This is a genomic window from Kitasatospora griseola, assembly GCF_044999035.1.
Classification (GTDB): Bacteria; Actinomycetota; Actinomycetes; order Streptomycetales; family Streptomycetaceae; genus Kitasatospora; species Kitasatospora griseola.
In genome coordinates, this window is record NZ_CP173360.1 from 4,081,941 (window position 1) to 4,103,704 (window position 21,764).

20 protein-coding genes and 2 tRNA genes are annotated in these 21,764 nt (G+C 71.4%); 10 read left to right on the forward strand and 12 right to left on the reverse strand.

Translation table 11 applies throughout. The features are described from left to right. Positions 1-22: 22 nt before the first annotated feature. Positions 23-96 (forward strand) — tRNA-Phe (locus ACI1MP_RS18365). 289 nt (positions 97-385) lie between these two features. Here ACI1MP_RS18365 and ACI1MP_RS18370 read toward each other — a convergent pair. Then, the gene (locus tag ACI1MP_RS18370; RefSeq protein ID WP_404869046.1) at positions 386-973 is read right to left on the reverse strand and encodes a TetR family transcriptional regulator; all 588 of its coding nucleotides are present in this window, start codon (positions 971-973) and stop codon (positions 386-388) included. Positions 974-1,084: 111 nt separating this feature from the next. On the opposite strand from ACI1MP_RS18370, the gene ACI1MP_RS18375 reads away from it, so the two are divergent. Continuing rightward, a complete protein-coding gene (locus ACI1MP_RS18375) occupies positions 1,085-1,339 on the forward strand; it encodes a hypothetical protein (protein WP_380333845.1) in 255 nt (84 codons plus the stop codon). Position 1,340: 1 nt separating this feature from the next. Here the strand turns inward: ACI1MP_RS18375 and ACI1MP_RS18380 are convergent, their stop codons facing one another. Next, on the reverse strand, positions 1,341-2,369 hold the full coding sequence (locus tag ACI1MP_RS18380; protein WP_404869047.1) for a glycosyltransferase family 2 protein: 1,029 nt from the start codon (positions 2,367-2,369) through the stop codon (positions 1,341-1,343). Positions 2,370-2,778: 409 nt separating this feature from the next. Here ACI1MP_RS18380 and ACI1MP_RS18385 point away from each other — a divergent pair, with 409 nt between their 5' ends. The 4 genes from ACI1MP_RS18385 (at position 2,779) to ACI1MP_RS18400 (ending at position 5,699) form a co-directional block, all read left to right on the forward strand. Continuing rightward, positions 2,779-3,216 (forward strand): helix-turn-helix domain-containing protein, encoded by a 438-nt coding sequence (locus tag ACI1MP_RS18385; protein WP_157815775.1) that lies wholly within the window; start codon positions 2,779-2,781, stop codon positions 3,214-3,216. Between the two features lie 95 nt (positions 3,217-3,311). Then, complete coding sequence (locus ACI1MP_RS18390) at positions 3,312-3,788, forward strand: hypothetical protein (RefSeq protein ID WP_052509725.1); 477 nt, start codon at positions 3,312-3,314, stop codon at positions 3,786-3,788. After that, positions 3,781-5,013 (forward strand): MAB_1171c family putative transporter, encoded by a 1,233-nt coding sequence (locus tag ACI1MP_RS18395; protein WP_404869048.1) that lies wholly within the window; start codon positions 3,781-3,783, stop codon positions 5,011-5,013. Before ACI1MP_RS18390 ends, ACI1MP_RS18395 begins: the two co-directional genes overlap by 8 nt. Next, positions 5,010-5,699 carry an oxygenase MpaB family protein gene (locus ACI1MP_RS18400; RefSeq protein ID WP_404869049.1) on the forward strand — a complete coding sequence of 230 codons (690 nt, stop codon included), beginning with the start codon at positions 5,010-5,012 and terminating at the stop codon, positions 5,697-5,699. Before ACI1MP_RS18395 ends, ACI1MP_RS18400 begins: the two co-directional genes overlap by 4 nt. 13 nt (positions 5,700-5,712) lie before the next feature. On the opposite strand, the gene ACI1MP_RS18405 is transcribed toward ACI1MP_RS18400, so the two are convergent. The 5 genes from ACI1MP_RS18405 to ACI1MP_RS18425 form a co-directional block, all read right to left on the reverse strand. After that, positions 5,713-6,150, reverse strand: a complete 438-nt coding sequence (locus ACI1MP_RS18405) for a PGPGW domain-containing protein (RefSeq protein WP_380333841.1) — start codon at positions 6,148-6,150, stop codon at positions 5,713-5,715. A 44-nt stretch (positions 6,151-6,194) separates the two neighbouring features. Continuing rightward, on the reverse strand, positions 6,195-6,563 hold the full coding sequence (locus ACI1MP_RS18410; protein WP_380333840.1) for a VOC family protein: 369 nt from the start codon (positions 6,561-6,563) through the stop codon (positions 6,195-6,197). A gap of 134 nt (positions 6,564-6,697) precedes the next feature. After that, positions 6,698-7,897 (reverse strand): hypothetical protein, encoded by a 1,200-nt coding sequence (locus tag ACI1MP_RS18415; protein WP_404869050.1) that lies wholly within the window; start codon positions 7,895-7,897, stop codon positions 6,698-6,700. Positions 7,898-8,034: 137 nt separating this feature from the next. Then, a complete protein-coding gene (locus ACI1MP_RS18420) occupies positions 8,035-9,207 on the reverse strand; it encodes a hypothetical protein (protein ID WP_404869051.1) in 1,173 nt (390 codons plus the stop codon). A 67-nt stretch (positions 9,208-9,274) separates the two neighbouring features. Next, positions 9,275-9,640: a WXG100 family type VII secretion target gene (locus ACI1MP_RS18425; RefSeq protein WP_100589042.1), complete on the reverse strand. Its 366-nt coding sequence runs from the start codon at positions 9,638-9,640 to the stop codon at positions 9,275-9,277. Between the two features lie 200 nt (positions 9,641-9,840). Between ACI1MP_RS18425 and hrpA the strand changes: the two genes are divergently transcribed. Further along, positions 9,841-13,809, forward strand: a complete 3,969-nt coding sequence (gene hrpA, locus ACI1MP_RS18430) for an ATP-dependent RNA helicase HrpA (RefSeq protein WP_380333837.1) — start codon at positions 9,841-9,843, stop codon at positions 13,807-13,809. Positions 13,810-13,903: 94 nt separating this feature from the next. Continuing rightward, positions 13,904-13,977 (forward strand) — tRNA-Asp (locus ACI1MP_RS18435). A 340-nt stretch (positions 13,978-14,317) separates the two neighbouring features. Here the strand turns inward: ACI1MP_RS18435 and bldC are convergent. Together bldC and ACI1MP_RS18445 are read right to left on the reverse strand one after the other, a co-directional pair. Next, positions 14,318-14,524, reverse strand: a complete 207-nt coding sequence (bldC, locus tag ACI1MP_RS18440; RefSeq protein ID WP_030459248.1) for a developmental transcriptional regulator BldC — start codon at positions 14,522-14,524, stop codon at positions 14,318-14,320. A 497-nt stretch (positions 14,525-15,021) separates the two neighbouring features. After that, on the reverse strand, positions 15,022-15,924 hold the full coding sequence (locus tag ACI1MP_RS18445) for a hypothetical protein (RefSeq protein ID WP_380333836.1): 903 nt from the start codon (positions 15,922-15,924) through the stop codon (positions 15,022-15,024). A 170-nt stretch (positions 15,925-16,094) separates the two neighbouring features. Between ACI1MP_RS18445 and ACI1MP_RS18450 the strand changes: the two genes are divergently transcribed. After that, positions 16,095-17,237, forward strand: coding sequence for a Glu/Leu/Phe/Val dehydrogenase dimerization domain-containing protein (locus tag ACI1MP_RS18450; RefSeq protein ID WP_380333835.1), 1,143 nt, complete (start codon positions 16,095-16,097; stop codon positions 17,235-17,237). Positions 17,238-17,608: 371 nt separating this feature from the next. Beyond that, positions 17,609-17,848 (forward strand): DUF3073 domain-containing protein, encoded by a 240-nt coding sequence (locus ACI1MP_RS18455; protein ID WP_035864640.1) that lies wholly within the window; start codon positions 17,609-17,611, stop codon positions 17,846-17,848. A 142-nt stretch (positions 17,849-17,990) separates the two neighbouring features. Here ACI1MP_RS18455 and purM read toward each other — a convergent pair whose 3' ends face one another. The 3 genes from purM to ACI1MP_RS18470 all read right to left on the reverse strand — a co-directional run bounded on the left by purM (position 17,991) and on the right by ACI1MP_RS18470 (position 21,731). Further along, positions 17,991-19,067 (reverse strand): phosphoribosylformylglycinamidine cyclo-ligase, encoded by a 1,077-nt coding sequence (gene purM, locus ACI1MP_RS18460; RefSeq protein ID WP_404869052.1) that lies wholly within the window; start codon positions 19,065-19,067, stop codon positions 17,991-17,993. A gap of 91 nt (positions 19,068-19,158) precedes the next feature. Then, positions 19,159-20,745 carry an amidophosphoribosyltransferase gene (gene purF, locus ACI1MP_RS18465; RefSeq protein ID WP_043915472.1) on the reverse strand — a complete coding sequence of 529 codons (1,587 nt, stop codon included), beginning with the start codon at positions 20,743-20,745 and terminating at the stop codon, positions 19,159-19,161. Between the two features lie 173 nt (positions 20,746-20,918). Further along, the gene (locus ACI1MP_RS18470) at positions 20,919-21,731 is read right to left on the reverse strand and encodes a diacylglycerol kinase (RefSeq protein ID WP_304528226.1); all 813 of its coding nucleotides are present in this window, start codon (positions 21,729-21,731) and stop codon (positions 20,919-20,921) included. Positions 21,732-21,764: the final 33 nt, after the last annotated feature.

A 21,764-nucleotide genomic window follows, 5' to 3' on the forward strand; every position in this document is an offset into this window, starting at 1 on the left:
CTCGCAAGAGACGGTGCAGTATGGCCAGGTAGCTCAGTTGGTACGAGCGTCCGCCTGAAAAGCGGAAGGTCGCCGGTTCGACCCCGGCCCTGGCCACATAGTGTGACCAGCAGAAAGCCCCCGAGCGCATCGCGCTCGGGGGCTTTTTCATGTGCAGCGGGACGCCCCGGTCCGGCAGCAGCCACGCAGGTGTGGCGCAGATCATGGAACCGGAGCCTGAGCCCGAGCCGGTCCCCGAATCGAGCGCGCCGTCGCCCGCTCGGCGGCTTCCGCCGGCTCAGCCGCCGCTACGAGCGCAGGGCCGACCATTTCGCCGCCCTCGCCGACATCGCGGCAGCGCTCACCCACCCCGAAGGCTCTACGGGTGAGGGGACCCTCTCGTGTCTCAGGCGTCGGCCGCGGGGATCGGGAGCGAGCCGGCCAGGGCCTGGCGGGCGAACGCGACGACGTGGGTGCGGAGGTCGGGCTGGGTGGTGCCGAGGACGACCCGGGTCATCTGGGGGACGGCGGTGGGCCAGGCGGCGAGGCCGATCAGGCTCAGCAGGCAGGCCGCGACCTGGGGGGACGCCTCGGCGCCGAAGGTCTCGGCGAGCGCGGCGACCTTCTGTTCGTAGTGGGTGGCGCGCTGGGCCTCGTTGGGGAGGGCGGCGTCGCGGTAGTGCAGGCCCTCCCAGAGGAAGAGCCGGACCAGGACGGGGTTGGCCCGGTGGAAGTCGTAGACCCGTCCCACGTACTCGGCCGGGTCGTCGCCGGCCTGCAGGGGGACGGCTTCGGTGAGTTCGTCCAACGCTGCGGCGACGACCTGGTCGAAGAGCTTCTGCTTGCTGCCGAAGCAGCCGTAGATGCGCTCCTTGTTGACGCCGGCGAGCTCCGCGATCCGGTCCACGCGGCCGCCCGCGATGCCGTGTGCGGCGAACTCTTCCTTGGCGGCGACGAGCAGCCGTTGCTTGGTGGACGTCGGGTCCTGAGTCATGGGCTCAGCGTAGGGCGGGAGGGGGCACCCTGCCAACCAACTGGATGGTTGACTACCAACCAGTTGGTTGGCTACCGTCTCAGTTCGCCCCCGCACACCGAGGAGACCGTCATGGCCGACACCACCACCACTGCCGCCACCGCCCACCCCGCCCCGTCGGTGCACATCCGGGCCCTGATCACCTGGCTCGCCGTCTACCCGGCGATCACCGTCGTCCAGCTGCTGCTCGGCCCCTCGCTGGGCGGCCTGCCGGTGCCGCTGCGGGTGCTGGCCATCACCGTCCTGGTGGTTCCGACCGTGGTCTACCTGCTCGTCCCGGGGCTGCTGAAGGCCCGGGTGGCGCTGCTGCGGCGGCGCCGGGGCTGATTCAGCGGCGCAGCGCCCTGCGGGTATTGCGGACCCTCAGGTGGGCGCGTTGGACGGTGGCCAGGGTGTGCAGCCGGCCCGCCACGGTGAGGCGGTACTTGAGGCGCAGGAACGGCGGGAGCTCGGCCAGCAGGTCGGGTCCGATGGCGCTGAGCAGCCGGGTGACGTGCCGGTGGTAGGCGTGCCGGTAGTCGCGGTCGCCGTCGGGGACGGTCCAGAAGAACATCGGGACCTCCTCGACCAGGGTGTTGCGGTCGTAGGCCCGCAGGTGTTCCCGGAACACGGGTTCGGGGCGGTCCAGCAGCCAGCCGCGGACGAGTTCGATGGAGCGCACCCGGTCGGCCAGGCCGCGCGGGTCGGTGCGGCGCTGGGTGATGGAGCGGTCGCCGTCCTCGCGGACCCGCCAGTGGTAGACCGGTTCGGACAGCACGTCGACGCTCTTCGCCAGGAAGTGGTGCGGGATGCTCACGGGGGCGTCCTCGTACAGCATGCCCTCGGGGTACTCCAGGCCGGCCGAGGCGTGGAACGAGCGCCGGTAGACCTTGTTCCAGGCGGTGCGGTCGGTGACCAGCGCGGGCAGTTCGCCGATGTGGGTGCGCAGCCGGGTCTCGACGAACGGGCGGCGGTGCACGTGCGAGGGTTCGAGCCCGGTGCTGCGCAGCCGCAGTGCGTTGCCGGCGGCGAAGTCGGAGCCGGTCTCGTCCAGGGTGCTGATCATCAGCCGGTAGGCGTGCGCGGGCAGCGTGTCGTCGCTGTCGACGAACGCCACGTACTCGGTGCCGTCGGCGAGATGGCGCACGCCGGTGTTGCGGGCCGCGCCGAGGCCCCGGTTGGGTTGGCGAACCAGTCGGAAGCGCGGGTCGCGGGCGGTGTACTGCACGGCGACGGCGGCGCTGGAGTCGGTGGAGCCGTCGTCCACCAGGACGCATTCGAAGTCGGTGAAGCTCTGGGCGGAGATCGAGTCCAGGCATTCGGCGAGGTACCGCTCGACGTTGTACACCGGGACGACGACGGAGAGTCGTGGGGCCATCGGCTGCGCGGCCTTTCGGGCGGGGCGCGCCCGAGTGGTGCTGGCGGACGGGCGCCGGGCGAGGTCGCGGAGACCGTATCGGCGCGGAACAGCCGTGCTGGAAACGGGAAGTGACGCCCAGGAGGCGGAACGGGAACGTCCGGTTCGTGGGCCGTGCGCACGGAGGCGCACGGCAGCCCGCCGAACGGGCACCGCTGCCCACCCCCGTGGGGCAACGGCGCCCGAGCATCAGGGTGCCGATCCTGCCGACCGGGACCACGCTGTGTCAACTATCGTGGATTCCTGAGTGACGATCGAACGCCCGGAACCGCGTGTCCGCACGATTTGGGCACCGAACCCCCAACGATCGTGCAGAACAGGGCAGTCGAGGGGATACGCCCGGGGGTACGAACCCTCTATGATCCGGCACATGCCCACGGACTCCTCCCGCGCCGAAGCACCGGACTTCGCCAGTCGCTTCCGGCGCCTGATAGCGGTGATCTACCCCAAGGACCTCGGCCGGCCCTGGCGGGACTCCGAGATCGCCGAAGGCACCGGGCTGAGCGGCACGTACATCGGCAACCTGCGCAAGGGCACCCAGAAGCCGAGCCTGGAGAACGCCGTCCGGATCGCCAAGTTCTTCGGCGTCCCGCTGGACTACTTCTCCGACTCGGAGACCGCCGGTGCGGTCGAACGCGACCTGCGCAGGATCGAGGCGCTGCGCGATGCCCGGGTGGAGCGGATCGCCATGCGGGCGGCCGGCCTGCCGCCGGAGATGCAGGACGCCGCACTCACTATTGTGGAGCAGTTGCGGCGGGCCGTCGGCCTGCCCACCGGTCAGTCGGACGAGGCCGGACCGGTGACGTGACGGAGCGTCAGCAGGTGCCGCTGGGACACTGGCGGCTCCCGAAGGGGGTCGAAGTGCGAGGTGTGGGGAGCGGGCTCGGGCGGACCCGCCGCCGGATGCGGGCGGTCGCGCGCGACCTGCGCCTGCCGCCGCTGAGCACCGTCGAGGAGCTGTGCGGCGCGGTCTCCGCGCACCTGGACCGGCCGATCCGGATCGCCCCGCGCCGGATGCGGGTCGGCGAGCCGTCCGGCTTCGTGGAGCGGCTGCCCGCCGAGGACGTGATCCACGTCGAGCAGGAGACCTCCGGGCTGCACCGCTCGCACATCGTCTGCCACGAGCTGGCGCACCTGCTGTGCGGGCACCTGAGCGTGCCGCCGCTGCCGGACGAGGACCCGGACCTGGTCGAACTGACCACCATCGACCCGGAGATGCTCCGCCTGGTGCTCGGCCGCTCGCACTACGACGACGCCGCCGAGGAGGAGGCGGAGGTGCTGGGCGCCGAGCTGATGCGCCTGCTGGTGCTCGCCCCGGGCGCCGGCACCACCTCGCAGCTCGCCCCCGCGCTGGAGCACCGCAAGGGACAGCATGTCTGAACTGCCCTACAACCTGGTCTACTTGGGCATTGGCGGGATCGCCTGGACGGTGGCCGGGCTGAAGCTGCGGGCCTGGCGGCGCGAACCGTCCTTCGGCCTGCTGGTGGTGGCCCTGGCGGTCGCCTCGCCGTCCACCTCCTTCCTGCTGGCCTCCCCGCTGCTGTACCGGGCGATCGGGCGCCTCACCGGCGTCGGCAACCTGGCCACCCTCCTGGTCTACCTGGGCATCGTCGGCTTCTCCGCCGCCACCGTGGTCCTCGCGCTGGTCTGGGCGCCGCCGGAGGAACGGGCCGGCGACCAGGTGTGGGCGCCGCTCGACGACCGGCTGCGGCAGCGGGTGCGCCGCCGCACCGCCGTGTTCGCCGCGATGGTGCCGGTGCTGGTGGCGCTGTTCCTGATCGGCGGCCCGTACCGGCCCGAGACGCCGCTCACCTTCGACACCACCTTCGCCCCGCACACCGCCACCGCCCTGTTCCTGGCGCTCTACCAGGGCCTGTACGCCTATTCGCTGATCGACATCGGCCGGGTCTGCCTCGGCCACGCCGCCCGGCTGCCCGCGGGCTGGCTGCGCCGCGGCATCCGGTTCATCGCCGCCGGCGCGCTCACCGCCTGCGGCTACGTGGTGTGCAAGATCGCCGCGATCGCCCTCGCGTACGCCGGCATCGACGGGGCCGAGTGGCTGAGCACCGCGCTCGGCCCGCTCTTCGCCACCCTCGGCGCGATCGGCATCACCCTCGGCTTCGCCGGACCGGCCGGCGCCGCCTGGACCAGCCGCCGCCGCGACTTCCGCGCACTGCGCCCGCTGTGGGACCTGGTCTACCGGGCCGACCGCCGACTCGCCCTGGAGGGCCCGCCGTCGCCCGCCTGGCGCGAACGCGTCGCGCTCCGCGACCTGGAGTGGCGCACCACCCGGCGCGGCCTGGAGATCCGCGACGGCCAGCTGACGCTCCGCCCGTGGATCGACCCGGCGGCGGTCCGCGGCGCCGAGCGGTTCGCCGAACGGTCCGCGCTCGACCCCGACGAGCGGGACGCGCTGGTGGTCGCCGCCGCGCTGCGCTCCGCGGTCGGCGCACTGGCCGCCCGGGCGGTGCCGCGCCCGCGCGAGGAGCAGCCGGTGCTGCCCGGCCTGGACGCCGACCCGGCCGAGGAGCGCGCCCACCTGGTGCTGGTCTCCTCGTTCCTCCAGTCCCCGCTGCTGGAGCGGGCGTTGGCCGAGCAGTCGTGACGTCCGCACCGCCCCGGGACGCGTTCGCCGCCCTGGTGCTGCACCGGGCCCCGCAGCGCGCCCGGGTCGGGCTGACGCTCGGCTTCGTCCGCACCTTCGCCGTCCCGGAGATCGCCGAAGTGCTGGCCGGCACCGGCCGGTTGACCTCCGCGCCGAAGGCCCGGGCGAAGGCCACCGGCGCGATGATGTTCGCGCTGATCGGCCACGGGGTGGACAGCGAACCCGGCCGGGCGATCGTCGCCGAGCTGGCCGCTATGCACCGACTGCCGGGCGTGGAAGCCGAGTTGATGCGCTACGTGCTGGCCTGTTTCACCGTCTGCCCGGTCGGGTTCACCGCCCGCAACGGCGGCGTGACGCCCGCCGAGCGGGAGGCCGCGTACGCCTTCCAGGCCGAACTGGCGGCCGCCCTGGGACTGCCCGCCCTGCCCGGCCCCGACCTGGCCGGGATCGCCGCCTGGATGCGCGAGTTCGAGACCGCCCGCTTCGCCCCCAGCCCGGCCGGCCAGGCGCTCTGGCAGGCCGTCTCCGGCCTGTTCGCCGCCCGCCTCCCCGGCCCCCTGGCGCGCCACGCCCCGGCCTTCGCCACCGCCCTCCTGGACGCCCCTCTGCGGGCCGCCTTCGACGTCCCCCGCCCCGCCTGGCCCCTCCGGGCGGCGGCCGCCGCCGTCTTCCGGCTGTCCCGCTGACCGGGCCCTGCCCTCAGCCCCTGGTGCCGTGCACCCGGCGGTGGCTCCAGATCAGCAGGCCGAGCAGGATCAGGCCGGACAGGATCAGGCTCAGGCCGGTCGGCCAGCCCGCGAGCGGCAGGCTGGGCACCAGGATCGCGACGACGCCCGCGCCGATCAGTCCGAGGCCGGCCAGGACGGAGCCGGCGATCCGCCAGCGGGAGGCGACGCTCGCCTCGACGCCCTCCATGGCCTTGAGCCGGACCGGCTCGACGTAACGGGAGAACGCCGGGACGGCCCGGGCCAGCAGCACCAGCCCGGCCAGCAGGAGCAGCATGCCGGGCCCGGGCAGCACCAGCAGCACCACGCCGACGGTGACCAGGACGACTCCGGCGGCCCCGAGCGCCACCCTGGCCACCGGGTGGACGTTGCTCGGGTCCGCTTCGAATGCCGGCCGCTGCTGTGCGTTCATCACTCAACCGTAACCGGATGGCCGAGGAACCGGCCGGGCGGCGCTCAGGGCCTGGTCAGCGCCTCGATGCTGTGCCCGTCGGGGTCCTTCACGTACACGCCGCGGCCGCCGTTCCAGTGGTTGATCCGGCCCGGCTCCCGGGAGAGCGGGTCGGCCCAGTAGGTCAGCCCCCGGGCCTCGATCCGGCCGAAGATCGCGTCGAACTCGTCCTCGGAGACCAGGAAGGCGTAGTGCTGCGGGGTGATCGGGCCGTGCGCGGTCATCACGTCGAGCGTGACGCGGTTGCCCAACTGGACGGCGAGGAACGGCTCGTGGAGTTCGGCCTCGGGCAGGCCGAGCAGGTCGGTCAGGAAGTCGGCGGTGGCCCGGCGGTCCCGGGCGGCGACGATGGTGTGGTTGAGCTCGACGGGCATGGGGCACGGCCTCTCGTTCCGGAGCGGGGTGGTCTCACGCACCTCGACCGTAAAACCTCAACTGCGCTTCAAGTCAAGAGCCCCCGACCTGCGGCGCTCCCCGGCGCAGCGGGCCCGGGGAGCGCCGGGGGAGCTCACATCCCGTTCTTGCGGATCGCGGTGTAGCCGGACAGCTTCGACATCGCCACCTCGTGCGAGATGCAGCCGTTGCTGCCGGAGTCCTCCAGGATGATCGCCTTGGTGTGCGCGGCGTCCGCCCAGCCGCCGAACAGCACCACGTGCTGGTTCTTGTCCCCGCTCTCGTGGTGGATCACCAGCGCGTCGCCGGGCATCAGGTCGCTCTTGTCGATGTGGTGCGCGATGCCCGCGCTCTCGCTGATCAGCGGACCGGTCGAGGTGCCGCCGCCCGCGGTGGACAGGCCCCAGGCCGCCGAGACGAAGCCGGAGCAGTCGACCCGGTAGCCGTTGGTGACGGCGCCCTGGCTGTAGCCGAGCTTGCGCTCGACCCGCTCCATCGCCCGCTCGACCATCGCCTTGCGCTCGTCGGAGACCCCGTCCAGGTGCGGCTGGTCCACCACGCCGCCGCCCTGGCCGTTGCGCGGGTGCCACTTGTGGGTGGGCGACCAGTCGTCCCAGCCCTTGCCGTTGATCATCGTGGTCTTCCAGTCGCCGCTGGACCGGTCCTTGATCTTCGGGCCGTCGTGCAGGCCGCCCGGGCGGGTGGAGATCCCGGAGCCGTCGCTGCCGCTGGTGTCGCCGCCGCTGTTCGGCGACTTGGGCTGCGGCGCGTGGCCGCCGCCGCCCGTACCGCCGCCACCGCCGCCGCCGTGGCCACCGGTGCTGTCGCCGCCGGTGCTCGGCGACTTCGGCTGCTCGGGGTGGCTCCCACCGCCGCCGGTGCTGCCTCCGCCGCCGTTGCCGACGCCGGCGATGCCGGTGCTCGGCGACTTGGGCTGCGGCTTGCCCTCGCCGCCCGGCTTGCCGACGATGTCGGCGACGCCCTGCTCGACGGCGTGGTACCGCTCGATCATCTTCTTGATCTTCGCGGCGTCCTGGCCGAGCTCGTGGGTGAGCTTCTCCTTGGTCTTCAGCAGCGCGTCGGCCTTGTGGCTGATGTCGTCGACGTCCCGCTTCACCTCGGCGAGCACCGCGCCCGCCCCGACGATGCCCAGGATGGCGCCGGAGAACACGTCGGTGGCCGCCGCCTTGGCGACCGTCGCCTTGATGTGCCCGACCTGCTTGGTCATGGCCGCCATGCGCTGGTTCAACTGCTCGAAGTCCCGCATGATCTTCAGCAGTTCTTCCGGCCGGAATCCGAACTGAGTCCCCGTCATCGCACTCGTCCCCCCTCGTCGTGCCACGGCCCCCCTGGCCGGTCGTTCCAAGATTATTTCAAGCCGGTCACAGGAAAGGGGCCGGGCCCGGCCGGAGGCGGTCAACCCCCGGTCTGGCCCGGCCCCGTGAGCGTGCGTCAGTCGACGCCGTTGCGGCGGTACGGCTGGTACGCGGAACCGCCGTGGAAGTACGGGTAGGGGATCTCCCGGGAGACCATGCCCGCGTCGCCGCTGTCCTCGATGCCGATGTAGCGGGTGTGCGCGGCGTCCACCCAGCCTCCGAACAGCACCGTGTGGTCGTTGGAGATCATCGCGTCGCCGGGCTGCAGGTCGTTCTTGCCGATGTGGTGCGACACGCTGCTCTGCATCAGGCCGATGGTGTTCAGACCCGGGCCGGACAGGCCCCAGGCGCAGGACACCAGACCCGAACAGTCCACCCGGTAGCCGTTGGTGACGGCGCCCTGGCTGTAGCCGAGCTTGTGCTCGGCACGCTCCAGCGCGCGCTCCACCATGGCCCGGCGCTCCGGCGACAACCCCTCCAGGTTGGGCCTGGCCTTCACGCCGAGGCCTTCGCCGTTCTTCCGGTGCTTGCGGCCGGACCAGGAGTCCCAGCCGCTGCCGTTGATGATCTTGGTGCTCCAGTCACCGGTCGAGCGGTCCTTGAGCTTCGGCCCGTCGTGCTTCCCACCCGGCCCGCCGGACGGCGTGCCGGTCCCGCCGCCACCGCCGTCGTTGTGGGTGCCGGGCGACTTCGGCTGCGACGAGTGGCCGCCGCCCCCGCCTCCGCCGCCACCACCGCCACCGTGGCCGGTGCTGTCGGTGCCGGTGCTCGGCGACTTCGGCTGCTCGTGGCCTCCGCCGCCACCGCCGCCACTGCCCGAGCCGCCGCCGTTGCCCACACTGTCGATACCGGTGCTCGGCGACTTCGGCTGCGGCTTGTCCTCGCCCTTGGGCTTGTTCATCTCCCCGGCGATCTGCTTCTCGATCGCCGCGTACTTGGCGATGAGCTGCTTGATCTTCGCCGCGTCCTGGGCCAGCTCCTGGGTGAGCTTCTCCTTGGTCCTCATCAACGCATCGGCCTTGCTGCTGATGTCGTCGACGTCCCGCTTCACCTCCGCCAGCACCACGCCGGCGCCCACGATCCCCAGGATCCCGCCGGAGAACACATCAGTGGCCGCCGCCTTGGCGACCGTCTCCCTGATGTGCCCGACCTGCTTGGTCATGGCCGCCATGCGTTCCTTGAGCTGCTCGAAGTCGCGCTGGATCTTCAGCAGCTCCTCCGGCCGGAAGCCGAACATGCTCCCCGTCATCGAAGGACGCTCCCTCGTTCTCCGCCCGCGGCCCGGCCCGGGACGATCTCCACCGCCCGGCCCCGGTTCACAGCACGCTGGCGAGGCGCTTCACCGAGTCGCCGAGCTGGTTGAGCTCGTCCGCGACCCCGTTCAGCTCCCGCACCCGACCCTGGGCGTGCGTGGTGAACGCCTCCGCCGCCTTGCCGTGCCAGGACATGCCCGACAGCAGCGAGTTGACGTCCCCGCCGAGCTGCTCGACCTGCTTGGCCATCTCGGCCAGCTCCTGCGCGATCTTGTTGAGCTCCGCGTCGGCGTCGCCGAACATCTTCCCCAGCGCCCAGTGCGCTATCTCGGCGGGCGCCATGACGAGGTCCTTGCCGACCTTCGCCACGTCGCCGACGAAGTGCCCGACGTCGCTGATCGCGTCCCCGATGTCACCGAAAAGGCCCATCAGAACTCCCCCTGTTCCCCGTGAAAAGCGTTCCCCCCAGGCTAGTCAGTACCGCCAACGAGCGAAACGGGTGGGTCCCTGCCAAAGCCCGCGATCGGCCGCCGGGCGGGTGTTCGCGGTCCGCCGCCCGCGCCTGTGACACTGGAAGCGCTCGAAAAACCGAGGTGCGCCCCGGCCCCGACTTTTTGCAACCTAGAGGGATGCCCGTAGTGAGTTCTCCCGTAGCCCCGCAGCCCGCCCCCACGCTCGCGGAGCTGGCCGCCCGGCTGCCCGGTCTGATGCTGCGCGACGTGCAGCGCCTCGGCCGCCGCCTGGAGGGCACCCGCAAGGTCCGTTCGGCCGAGGCCCGGCAGAAGATCCTGGCCGAGCTGGCCGCCGACTTCGACCGCTCCGAACTGCGGGTGACCGACCGTCGGTCCGCGGTTCCCGAGATCCGCTACCCGCAGGAACTGCCGGTCGCGCAGAAGAAGGACGAGATCCTGGCCGCCGTCCGCGACCACCAGGTGGTGATCGTGGCGGGCGAGACCGGCTCCGGAAAGACCACCCAGATCCCGAAGATCTGCCTGGAGCTGGGCCGCGGCGTGCAGGGCCTGATCGGCCACACCCAGCCCCGCCGGATCGCCGCCCGCACGGTCGCCGAGCGCGTCGCCGAGGAGCTGGACACCCCGCTCGGCGAGGCCGTCGGCTGGAAGGTCCGGTTCACCGACCAGGCCGGCCAGAACACCCTGGTGAAGCTGATGACGGACGGCATCCTGCTGGCCGAGATCCAGACCGACCGGGACCTGCACCAGTACGACACCCTGATCATCGACGAGGCGCACGAGCGCAGCCTGAATATTGACTTCCTGCTCGGCTACCTCAAACAGCTGCTCCCCCGCCGCCCCGACCTCAAGGTGATCATCACCTCGGCCACCATCGACCCGGAGCGCTTCGCCGAGCACTTCGACGACGCCCCGATCATCGAGGTCTCCGGCCGCACCTATCCGGTCGAGGTCCGCTACCGACCGCTCGCCGAGGACCTGTCCGACGAAGCCGAGGAGGAGCCGGACCGCGACCGCGACCAGATCCAGGGCATCTGCGACGCCGTCGAGGAGCTCCAGGCCGAGGGCCCGGGCGACATCCTGGTGTTCCTCTCCGGCGAGCGCGAGATCCGCGACACCGCGGACGCGCTGACCAAGCTGAAGCTGAAGTCCACCGAGATCCTGCCGCTGTACGCCCGGCTCTCCTCCGCCGAGCAGCACCGGGTCTTCCAACGCTCCTCGCAGCGCCGCGTGGTGCTCGCCACCAACGTCGCCGAGACCTCGCTGACCGTCCCCGGCATCAAGTACGTGATCGACCCGGGCACCGCCCGGATCTCCCGCTACAGCCACCGCACCAAGGTCCAGCGCCTGCCGATCGAGGCGGTCAGCCAGGCCAGCGCCAACCAGCGCAAGGGCCGCTGCGGTCGTACCTCGGACGGCATCTGCATCCGCCTGTACTCGGAGGAGGACTTCCTCTCCCGCCCCGAGTTCACCGACGCGGAGATCCTGCGCACCAACCTCGCCTCCGTCATCCTCCAGATGACCGCGGCGGACCTCGGCGACATCGCCGCCTTCCCGTTCCTCGACCCGCCGGACTCCCGCAACATCAAGGACGGCATCAACCTGCTGCACGAGCTGGGCGCCCTCGACCCGGCCGAGAAGGACCACCGCAAGCGCCTGACCCCGCTGGGCCGCAAGCTCGCCCAGCTCCCGGTCGACCCGCGGATGGCCCGCATGGTGCTGGAGGCCGACCGCCTGGGCTGCGTCCGCGACGTGATGGTGATCGCCTCCGCGCTGTCCATCCAGGACCCGCGCGAACGCCCCGCCGAGAAGCGCCAGGCCGCCGACGAGCGGCACCGCCGCTTCCACTCGGAGACCTCCGACTTCCTGGCCTACCTGGCGATGTGGCGCTACGTCAGGGAGCAGCAGAAGGAGCTGTCCTCCTCCGCGTTCCGCCGGATGTGCAAGTCCGAGTTCCTCAACTACCTGCGGATACGGGAGTGGCAGGACGTCTACGTCCAGCTCCGCACCATCGCCAAGCAGCTCGGCGTGACCATTGACGAGCCCCATGACGACGCCGAGCCGGACGGTGACCGGATCCACCAGGCGCTGCTCTCCGGCCTGCTCTCCCACCTCGGCCTGTTCGACGTGGAGAAGCGCGAGTACGCGGGCGCCCGCGGTGCCCGGTTCGCGGTCTTCCCGGGGTCGGGGCTGTTCAAGAAGCCGCCGCGCTGGGTGATGTCCGCCGAGCTGGTGGAGACCTCCCGGCTGTGGGCCCGGATCAACGCGAAGATCGAGCCGGAGTGGGTGGAGCCGCTCGCCCCGCACCTGATCAAGCGCAGCTACAGCGAGCCGCACTGGGAGAAGAAGGCCGGCGCGGTGCTGGCCTACGAGAAGGTCACCCTGTACGGCATGCCGATCGTCGCCCAGCGCAAGGTCAACTACGGCCGCGTCGAGCCCGAGCTGTGCCGCGAACTGTTCATCCGCTCCGCCCTGGTGGAGGGCGACTGGGAGACCCACCACCGGTTCTTCGCGGACAACCGCAAGCTGCTCGACGAGGTCGAGGAGCTGGAGAACCGCGCCCGCCGCCGGGACATCCTGGTGGACGACCAGACCCTGTTCGACTTCTACGACGCCCGCCTGCCCGAGGACATCGTCTCCGCCCGGCACTTCGACGCCTGGTGGAAGAAGACCCGCCGCGACCAGCCCGACCTGCTCAACTTCGAGAAGTCGATGCTGATCAACGACTCCGCGGACGGCGTCACCGAGGCCGACTACCCGGACGTCTGGCACCAGGGCAAGCTGCGCTTCCCGCTGACCTACCAGTTCGAGCCCGGCAGCGACGCGGACGGCGTGACGGTGCACATCCCGCTCGCGGTGCTCAACCAGGTGGTCGCGGACGGCTTCGACTGGCAGATCCCCGGCCTGCGCGAGGAGCTCGTCACGGCGTGGATTCGCTCGCTGCCGAAGGCGATCCGCCGCAACTTCGTACCCGCCCCGGACTACGCCCGGGCCGCGATGCGCGAGCTGACGGACCGCCAGGAGCCGCTGCTGCCGACCCTGGAACGGGTGCTGCACCGGATGTCGGGCCTGCCGATCCCGCCGGAGGCCTGGGACGAGGAGCGGATCCCCGACCACCTGAAGGTGACCTTCCGGGTGGTGGACGGCAAGCGCAGGCTCGCCGAGTCCAAGGACCTGGAGGAGCTCCGCCAGGGCCTGCGGCCGAAGCTGTCCGCGACGCTGTCCAGCGCCGCGTCCGGCCGCGGCATCGAACGCACCGGCCTGACCGCCTGGCCCGCCGACCTGCCGGTCCTGCAGCGCACCTTCGAGCAGCGCACCCGCGGCCATTCGCTGCGCGCCTACCCGGCGCTGGTGGACGAGGGCGCGAGCGTCGGCATCAAGCTGTTCGACACCCCCGAGGCCCAGCAGCGCGCGATGTGGGCGGGCACCCGCCGACTGCTGATGCTGCAGATCAACTCGCCCGCCAAGTCGATCCAGGGCCGTCTGGGCAACCAGGCGAAGCTGGCGCTGTCGTACAACCCGCACGGCTCGATCCCGGCGCTGTTCGAGGACATCGTGGCGGCCGCCACCGACCGGCTGATGGCCCGGTCGGGCGGCGTCGTGTGGGACCTGGAGGCGTTCACGGCGCTCTACGACAAGGTCCGGGCGGACCTGTACGAGCTGTCGGCGGACACCACGCTGAAGACGGCGGCGGCGCTGATCGCCTTCCACCGGGCCTCGAACCGGCTGAAGACGGTCTCCAGCCCGGTACTGCTGTCCGCGGTGAACGACGTCCGGCTGCACCTGGCGTCGCTGGTGCACCCGGGCTTCGTCGCCGACACCGGCTGGCAGCGCCTGGGCGACCTGAAGCGCTATCTGATCGCGGTGGACCGCCGCCTGGAGGCGCTGCCCGATCATCCCCAGCGCGATCTGCAGAACCTGGTGAAGGTGCAGGCGGTGCAGCAGGCGTACGGCGAGCTGCTGGCGAAGGTGCCGGCCGGCCGGGAGCCGTCGGCGGAGATCAAGGCGGTCCGCTGGATGATCGAGGAGCTGCGGGTGAGCTTCTTCGCCCAGGGCCTGGGCACGCCGACGCCGGTGTCGGAGAAGCGCATCCTGAAGGCGATGGAGGCTGCGGCGACGACCCTCTGAGGCCGGCCGGGAGCCGGTTCGACCTGGGGGGTCGTGATGCAGTACGATCTGTCTTGTTCGCAAGCGAGAGCAAGCGGGCAAGGATCAGATCACTGGTCCCGTGGAGCAGTTGGTTAGCTCGCCACCCTGTCAAGGTGGAGGTCGCGGGTTCAAGTCCCGTCGGGATCGCAGGAGCGCAGGGCCCGGAACTTCGAGTTCCGGGCCCTATCGCATTTCCCGGGCGCAGACAAGGCGACGCTGCTGTGAGCACCGTCACTGACGCCCCTTCAGAAGACGACTTCCGGAGCATCTCCGCAAAGCCCCCTGATTTAATATGTAAAATTGTACTGTCATTCCCGGTAATTCCCCCCTCCCCCATTCACCCCACGGGAATCCCGCATTCCGGCCCCGGACATGCCGAAGGGCCGCACCCCCGACCCGGCGGAGTCGGAGAGGCGGCCCTTCGGACCTACGAGCGCATTCCCGACCCGGCGGAGTCGGACGATGGGCCCGGGGAAGAACTGGGGGATCAGACCTCGGTGCGCTGGGCCGGAATACCGGCCAGCAGGGCACGCACCTCCGCCTCGCGGTAGCGGCGGTGGCCGCCGAGAGTCCGAATCGACGTGAGCTTGCCGGCCTTGGCCCAGCGGGTCACCGTCTTCGGGTCCACGCGGAACATGGTGGCGACCTCTGCCGGCGTCAGCAGGGGCTCGGCGTCAGGGGTACGAGCGGTCATGAGCGGCCTCCTCGGGAGAACCGAACCAGGGCGGTTCTATCCTTCAAATTCTGCACCTTGACCCGCGATGCCCGAAATGGCACGGACGGGCCGAGTCGGTTATAGGACGAACGGCTTGTCCTGGTGTCTACAACTACACCATCCGTCCAGCCCTATCGGCCAAACCGCCAAAATTGACCCCTCACGGGTTCAAGGGCGACGGATGGCCATGGACCACCCCATAGCGGACAGTCACACAGCGGTGACGTCCGGTCACGGTGCGGCACGCCTGAGTGAGCTTGGGTTGGTTGTCCCATTTTGACACATAGGTCTGAGTTGGCGTCAACGGTGAGCAGTGTCACGTTTCTCGGCTATTGACCCGATCTGGGACCATGGTCCCAAAAACCCTCCCAATGGTATGGACCATCCTCTCCTGTCGTACCTGCATTCGACCAGGGGGCATTTTCTGACACCCTCTCAGCCCCCGTGAGCATCCCCCGCCCCAGGGCCGATCACGCTCAGGAGGAGTGCCGCAGCGCCAGCACCCGCCGCCAGCGCGCCGACAGGGCCTCGTAGCGGCGCAGCGCCCCGGTCGGGTCGCCGGACCGCAAGGCCGCCAGACCGTCCGCGAGTTCGCCCACCGAGCGCTCCTCGGCCACCCCGCGCGGGCCGAGCAGCTGCACCAGGCCGCCGTAGTCGAGCTCCACCAGCGAGCGCGGGTGGAACTCCTCCAGCCAGCGCCCGACCTCCTCCGCGCCGTCGGCGAGGGCCGCGCCCGCCGCCCGCTCGCGCAGCGCCCGGTAGGCCCGGGCCACCCGGCGGCGGGCCTGCACCATCGGCGTCAGGTAGAACAGCGCGGCGGGCTCCGGCCGTTCGCCGTCCCCGGCGGAGCCGTACTCGCCGGCCGGCAGGTGGTGGCGGTCCTCCTCGCCGAACGCCAGGAACCACTGCAGCGGCACCTCCCAGCGGCTGGAGCGGATCCACGGCCGGGCGTCGGGGTGGTCCTGCTGCCACTGCGTCCGGGCGGTCTCGGCGGCCGTGCGCAGGGCCGGCGGCAGCACGGTGTCCACCAGGTGGGCGGGCAGCGTCCGGCGCAGCTCCTGCAGGGCCAGCCAGCCGCGCAGCCGGGTCGTCCACGGGCAGATGTAGGTGACGCCGTCCGTGACCCGCACGTAGGCCTGCCCGTCCTCCTGGTCGGGCAGCGGACGGGGCGTCAGGGCGGCCAGCGCGGCCAGGGCGGCGCGCTGTTCGGCGAGGGCGGCGCCGGTCACCGGACGGCCCGGCCCGTCGGCGTCGGGGCCGTGTGCGGCGGCGTAGGCCTGCCAGCGGCCCCGGTCCGGTTCCGGGTAGGCGGCCAGCGGCTCGTAGACCCGCAGCTGCGCGGTGTACGGCGGGAGCACGGAGGTACGCGGGGCGGTCACGCTCCGCATGTTCGCATGCGCCTCAGGGACGCGTCAGGGTGTCGTGGAGAAGGCTTCGATCGTTATAGCTCGGGGCCCGCCCGGGGGCAGATTCGAAGGCAGCCCCGAGGCTAGGCTTCGACCAGACGCCCGCACCACCGTCGCGGGCCATCATTGCTGGAGTCACCACCGTGACCGACGTACACACCACGCACCCCGCACCAGGCGTGCTGGGCCGAGTCTTCGGCACCGGCCAGGAGGGCGACGGGCACGAGCAGGTCGTGCTCTGCCACGACCGTTCCACCGGCCTCAAGGCGATCATCGCCATCCACTCCACCGCCCTCGGCCCGGCCCTCGGCGGCACCCGGTTCTTCCCGTACGCGAGCGAGGAGGAGGCGCTGACCGACGCGCTGAACCTCTCCCGCGGAATGAGCTACAAGAACGCCCTCGCCGGGCTCGACCTCGGCGGCGGCAAGGCCGTGATCATCGGCGACCCTAACAAGGACAAGAACGAGGCGATGCTGCGCGCCTACGGGCGCTTCGTGCAGAGCCTGCGCGGCCGCTACATCACCGCCTGCGACGTGGGCACCTACGTCCAGGACATGGACGTGATCGCCCGGGAGACCGAGTTCGTCACCGGCCGCTCGCCCGAGCACGGCGGCGCCGGCGACTCCTCCGTCCTCACCTCCTTCGGCGTCTTCCAGGGCATGCGCGCCTCCGCCCAGGCCCGTTGGGGCCAGCCCACCCTGCGCGGCAAGCGGGTCGGCGTGGCGGGTGTCGGCAAGGTCGGCCACTACCTGGTCGGCCACCTGGTCGCGGACGGCGCCACCGTGGTCGTCACCGACGTCTCCGAGGCCGCCGTGAACCGGGTCCGGGCCGCCCACCCGGAGGTCGAGGTGGTGGCCGACACCGCCGCCCTGCTCGCCTCCGGCCTGGACGTGTACGCCCCGTGCGCGCTCGGCGGCGCGCTCACCGACGAGACCGTGGGGGCGCTCGGCGCGGCCGGCACCTCGATCGTCTGCGGCGCGGCCAACAACCAGCTCGCCCACGCGGGCGTGGAGAAGGACCTCGCCGACCGCGGCATCCTGTACGCGCCCGACTACCTGGTGAACTCCGGTGGCGTGATCCAGGTCGCCGACGAGATCGAGGGCTTCAACTTCGACCGGGCGAAGAACAAGGCCACCAGGATCTTCGACACCACGCTGGAGATCTTCACCCGGGCCGCCGCCGACGGCATCCCGCCGGCGGCCGCCGCCGACCGCCTCGCCGAGAAGCGGATGCGGGAGATCAGCGCGCTGCGCTCGGTCCTGCTGCCGGCCGCCCGCCGGAGCTGACCGCCACGGTTCGGACGCGCGGGGTCGGCACGGCCCGGCCCCGCGCATCACGATGTGGAACCGGATTCTCAGTCTGTCCCCCGAACGGGCGATACCGCGCCTCCTTCGGGGGATAATCTCTGCAGGAACGACGGGACCGGCATCGCGCCGGACAGCCTGCAAAAGCCCCGAAATTCCCCTCTGACCTGGGCGGACCTGGTTCGAGGGGGCTTGGGTGCGCGCCACGTCACACCGGCGACGTACCGTCCGGCGGCGGAAACAGGTACCGTTAATGCTCCAAGGGACGGTTTCCCACTTCGGGCAGGCCGGACCTGATCATCAACACGTGTCAGACTCGGGGCCGTGAGCCCCACCGTTGAGGGGGTCGACCCATGGGGCGCGGCCGGGCCAAGGCCAAGCAGACGAAGGTCGCCCGCGAGCTGAAGTACAACAGCGGCGGGTTCGACGCTAACCGTCTGTCTCACGAGCTGGGTGTATCTCCGTCCACCGCGATCGAGCCGGAGCCGATCGAGGACGACGACGAGGACGACCCCTACGCGGCGTACGCGGACATGTACAACGACGATGACGACGACGACGAGGACACCCCTCCGGCTCGTCGCCGCGCGTAACGTTCTTCGACCGGGCCGGCCCGGGCGCTCCCTGTGGGCGCCGGGCCGGTTTTCGGCGTACCTGTTCCGCGACCGTCGTTGCGCACGAGCCGTTGCGCACGAGAAAGGCCCCGCCGTGGCGGGGCCCTTCAGCGTGCCCGGGTCAGAACGACTCGTAGGCGTTGTACAGCGCCGCGCCGCCGTCGTGCTCCGCGTCGCGCTCGACCACGTCGCCGAGCAGCCACGCCTCGACGCCGCGGTCCTCCAGCACCGACAGCACCACGTCGACCGACTCCGGCGGGACGACGGCGACCATGCCGACGCCCATGTTGAGGGTCTTCTCGATCTCCAGGGTCTGCATGGCGCCGACCTTGGCGACGGTCTGGAACACCGGCAGCGGGGTCCAGGTGCCGCGGTCCAGGCGGGCGTGCAGGTGGTCCGGGATCACCCGGGCCAGGTTGGCGGCCAGGCCGCCGCCGGTGACGTGCGAGAAGGCGTGGATCTCGGTGGCCCGGGTGAGCGCCAGGCAGTCCAGGGAGTAGATCCGGGTCGGCTCCAGCAGCTCCTCGCCGAGGGTGCGGCCGAACTCCTCGACCTGGCGGTCGAGCTTCCAGCCGGCCTGGTTCAGCAGCACGTGCCGGACCAGCGAGTAGCCGTTGGAGTGCAGACCGGACGCGGCCATCGCGATCACCACGTCGCCGGCCCGGACCCGGTCCGCGCCGAGCAGCGCGTCGGCCTCGACCACGCCGGTGCCGGCGCCGGCCACGTCGTACTCGTCGGGGCCGAGCAGGCCCGGGTGCTCGGCGGTCTCGCCGCCGATGAGCGCGCAGCCGGCCAGCGTGCAGCCCTCGGCGATGCCCTTGACGATGGCGGCGACCCGCTCCGGGACGACCTTGCCGACGCAGATGTAGTCGGTCATGAACAGCGGCTCGGCGCCGCAGACCACCAGGTCGTCGACGACCATGCCGACCAGGTCGTGGCCGATGGTGTCGTGCTTGTCCATGGCCTGGGCGATGGCCACCTTGGTGCCCACGCCGTCGGTGGCGGAGGCCAGCAGCGGGCGCTCGTAGCGCTTGAAGGCGGAGGCGTCGAACAGTCCGGCAAAGCCGCCCAGGCCGCCCAGCACCTCGGGACGGTTGGTCTTCTTCACCCACTGCTTCATCAGCTCGACGGCACGGTCGCCGGCCTCGATGTCGACACCCGCGGCGGCGTAGGTCGCCCCGGTCTCGTTGCTGGTCACCTGGTGTGGCCCTTTCGAAGTGGTGGTGCTGCCTCCCCCGGCCGGGCCGGGATGGGCGCCCCCGGCCCGTGCCGGGGGCGGTGCGCGCACGTCAGGGGCGTCGCAGCGCGTCCGCCGCGCCCGCGCCGCCCAGCAGCGACTGCACGCCGTCCAGATCGCTGGTCTGCTTGCCGCCGCGGACCGGCTGCTGCTTGGCCGCCTGACCGCCGGCGATCTCCGCCTCCAGCAGCAGCTTGCCGAGCAGCGCCGGGTCGGGCAGCTCCATCGGGTACTCGCCGTCGAAGCAGGCCCGGCAGAGCTTGTCCTTGGGCTGCTTGGTGGCCTCGATCATCCCGTCGATGGAGATGTAGGCCAGCGAGTCGGCGCCCAGCGAGCGGCCGATCTCGTCGACCGACAGGCCGTTGGCGATCAGCTCGGCGCGGGTGGCGAAGTCGATGCCGAAGAAGCACGGCCACTTCACCGGCGGCGAGGAGATCCGGATGTGGACCTCGGCCGCACCGGCCTCGCGGAGCATCCGCACCAGGGCCCGCTGGGTGTTGCCGCGGACGATCGAGTCGTCCACGACCACCAGGCGCTTGCCCCGGATGACTTCCTTGAGCGGGTTGAGCTTCAGCCGGATGCCCAGCTGGCGGATGGTCTGGTTGGGCTGGATGAAGGTACGGCCCACGTAGGCGTTCTTCACCAGGCCGGAGCCGAACGGGATGCCGCTGGCCTCGGCGTACCCGATCGCGGCGGGCGTGCCGGACTCGGGAGTCGCTATCACCAGGTCGGCGTCGGCCGGGGCCTCGGCGGCCAGCTTGCGGCCCATCTCCACCCGGGAGAGGTGCACGTTGCGGCCGGCGATCGAGGTGTCCGGGCGGGCCAGGTACACGTACTCGAAGACGCAGCCCTTGGGCTTGGCCTCGGCGAAGCGCGAGGAGCGCATGCCGTTCTCGTCGATGGCGATCAGCTCGCCGGGCTCCACCTCGCGGATGAAGCTGGCGCCGACGATGTCGAGGGCGGAGGTCTCGGAGGCGACCACCCAGCCGCGCTCGATCCGGCCCAGCACCAGCGGGCGGATGCCCTGCGGGTCACGGGCCGCGTAGAGCGTGTGCTCGTCCATGAAGACCAGCGAGAAGGCGCCCTTGACCTCGGGCAGCACCTTCTGTGCCGCCTCTTCGATGGTCAGGTCGGGGTGGCCCGCCAGCAGAGCGGTCAGCAGGTCGGTGTCGTTGGTCGCCGCAGTGCGCCCGGAGCGGGAGACGTGCTCCTCGCCGGGCAGTTCGGCGACCTTCGCCGCGAGTTCGGCGGTGTTGACCAGGTTTCCGTTGTGGCCGAGGGCCAGCGAACCGTTGGCGGTCGCCCGGAAGGTCGGCTGGGCGTTCTCCCAGACCGAGGACCCGGTGGTCGAGTAGCGGGCATGTCCGACGGCGATATGCCCGTGCAACGACCCCAGGGAGGTCTCGTCGAAGACCTGGGAGACGAGTCCCATGTCCTTGAAGACGAGAATCTGGGAGCCGTTGCTCACTGCGATGCCCGCGGATTCCTGTCCGCGGTGCTGCAGGGCATAGAGGCCGAAGTACGTGAGCTTTGCGACCTCCTCGCCGGGAGCCCAGACACCGAAGACGCCGCAAGCGTCCTGGGGGCCTTTCTCACCGGGAAGAAGATCGTGGTTGAGTCGTCCGTCACCACGTGGCACATCTCCGAGTCTAGGGCAGATGGCGGGAACGCCCTGATGGCAGCCTCGCGGTACGCGCGTAGACCCCACCCCTTACCAGCTTTTCGGCCCTTCGGCGACCGGCTTCACGCCCTTGTCATCAGGCCTTCGCACGGTGGACGGACACCTCGGGCGGCCCGGTGTTGTGAGCCTGCTCACCCGGCGGGCACCAGCAGCCGCCAGGAGTCCGGGCGGACCGTCCAGGTGCGGTGGCGGACCGGGCCGACGGGGCAGCCGTCGGCCTCGTAGCCGAAGCCGCGCCCGGCCACGGTGAGCCGGCCGGCCCGCAGGCGGCGCGGGCTGCCGTCCAGATCGAGGGCGAGTTCCATGGCGTCGTCGACCATGGCGACCCGCAGGTGGCGCACCCGCTGGTGGACGTCGGCCAGCAGCCGGCCGTCGGCCTCGATGCGCAGTTCCTCGGATCCGGAGGGGCTCGCCTGCTCGGCCGCAGCCAATTTCGCCCATAGCGAACGCCAGCCACCCGTTCGGCCCTGCCGCGGGCCGGTGAAACGGACCTCGGAGAGCACCACTCCGCCGCCGTCGTCGAGCAGCAGCCCGAGCCGCCGGGCACTGCCCGCCAGCACCGTCCGGGCGGCCGCCACCGGCTCGGCCGGCACCCCCAGCAGCCGGGCCGTCGCGGTGGCCACCGGCCCCCCGACCGGGACCAGGCCGACCGGGTCGGCGTCCAGCTCCCGTTGCCGGTGCAGGGCCTGCAAAACCCGCTGCAGCGCCTGGTCCGAACCGATCACCACGGCACGCCGGCGACCCCGGTGCGCGAGCACGCGGTCCAGCTCGGACGGACTCTCCGGCAGGGTGACCTTCACGTCGGCCCCACCGCACAGCACATCCTTGGCGATCCGCACCGATTCGCCGTCCGCCTGCCTGGCCGACGGGTCCAGCACCACCAGGAGCGGCCCGGCCCCCTCGGCGTCCGGGGGGCGGGATACGGGCGTGGACAGCGACGACACGACCGGTCCTTCCTCAGGTAATCTCTCGGTGCA

What these genes read in the sequence shown, in the direction of transcription:
- ACI1MP_RS18380 (WP_404869047.1), bottom strand. Translation starts at nt 2,369, where the DNA reads ATGGCCCCACGACTCTCCGTCGTCGTCCCGGTGTACAACGTCGAGCGG.
- ACI1MP_RS18425 (WP_100589042.1), bottom strand. Translation starts at nt 9,640, where the DNA reads ATGGGCCTTTTCGGTGACATCGGGGACGCGATCAGCGACGTCGGGCAC.
- hrpA (WP_380333837.1), top strand. Translation starts at nt 9,841, where the DNA reads ATGCCCGTAGTGAGTTCTCCCGTAGCCCCGCAGCCCGCCCCCACGCTC.
- ACI1MP_RS18455 (WP_035864640.1), top strand. Translation starts at nt 17,609, where the DNA reads ATGGGGCGCGGCCGGGCCAAGGCCAAGCAGACGAAGGTCGCCCGCGAG.
- ACI1MP_RS18390 (WP_052509725.1), top strand. Translation starts at nt 3,312, where the DNA reads ATGCGGGCGGTCGCGCGCGACCTGCGCCTGCCGCCGCTGAGCACCGTC.
- ACI1MP_RS18395 (WP_404869048.1), top strand. Translation starts at nt 3,781, where the DNA reads ATGTCTGAACTGCCCTACAACCTGGTCTACTTGGGCATTGGCGGGATC.
- ACI1MP_RS18415 (WP_404869050.1), bottom strand. Translation starts at nt 7,897, where the DNA reads ATGACGGGGACTCAGTTCGGATTCCGGCCGGAAGAACTGCTGAAGATC.
- ACI1MP_RS18385 (WP_157815775.1), top strand. Translation starts at nt 2,779, where the DNA reads ATGCCCACGGACTCCTCCCGCGCCGAAGCACCGGACTTCGCCAGTCGC.
- ACI1MP_RS18370 (WP_404869046.1), bottom strand. Translation starts at nt 973, where the DNA reads ATGACTCAGGACCCGACGTCCACCAAGCAACGGCTGCTCGTCGCCGCC.
- ACI1MP_RS18375 (WP_380333845.1), top strand. Translation starts at nt 1,085, where the DNA reads ATGGCCGACACCACCACCACTGCCGCCACCGCCCACCCCGCCCCGTCG.
- ACI1MP_RS18410 (WP_380333840.1), bottom strand. Translation starts at nt 6,563, where the DNA reads ATGCCCGTCGAGCTCAACCACACCATCGTCGCCGCCCGGGACCGCCGG.
- bldC (WP_030459248.1), bottom strand. Translation starts at nt 14,524, where the DNA reads ATGACCGCTCGTACCCCTGACGCCGAGCCCCTGCTGACGCCGGCAGAG.
- ACI1MP_RS18405 (WP_380333841.1), bottom strand. Translation starts at nt 6,150, where the DNA reads ATGAACGCACAGCAGCGGCCGGCATTCGAAGCGGACCCGAGCAACGTC.
- ACI1MP_RS18420 (WP_404869051.1), bottom strand. Translation starts at nt 9,207, where the DNA reads ATGACGGGGAGCATGTTCGGCTTCCGGCCGGAGGAGCTGCTGAAGATC.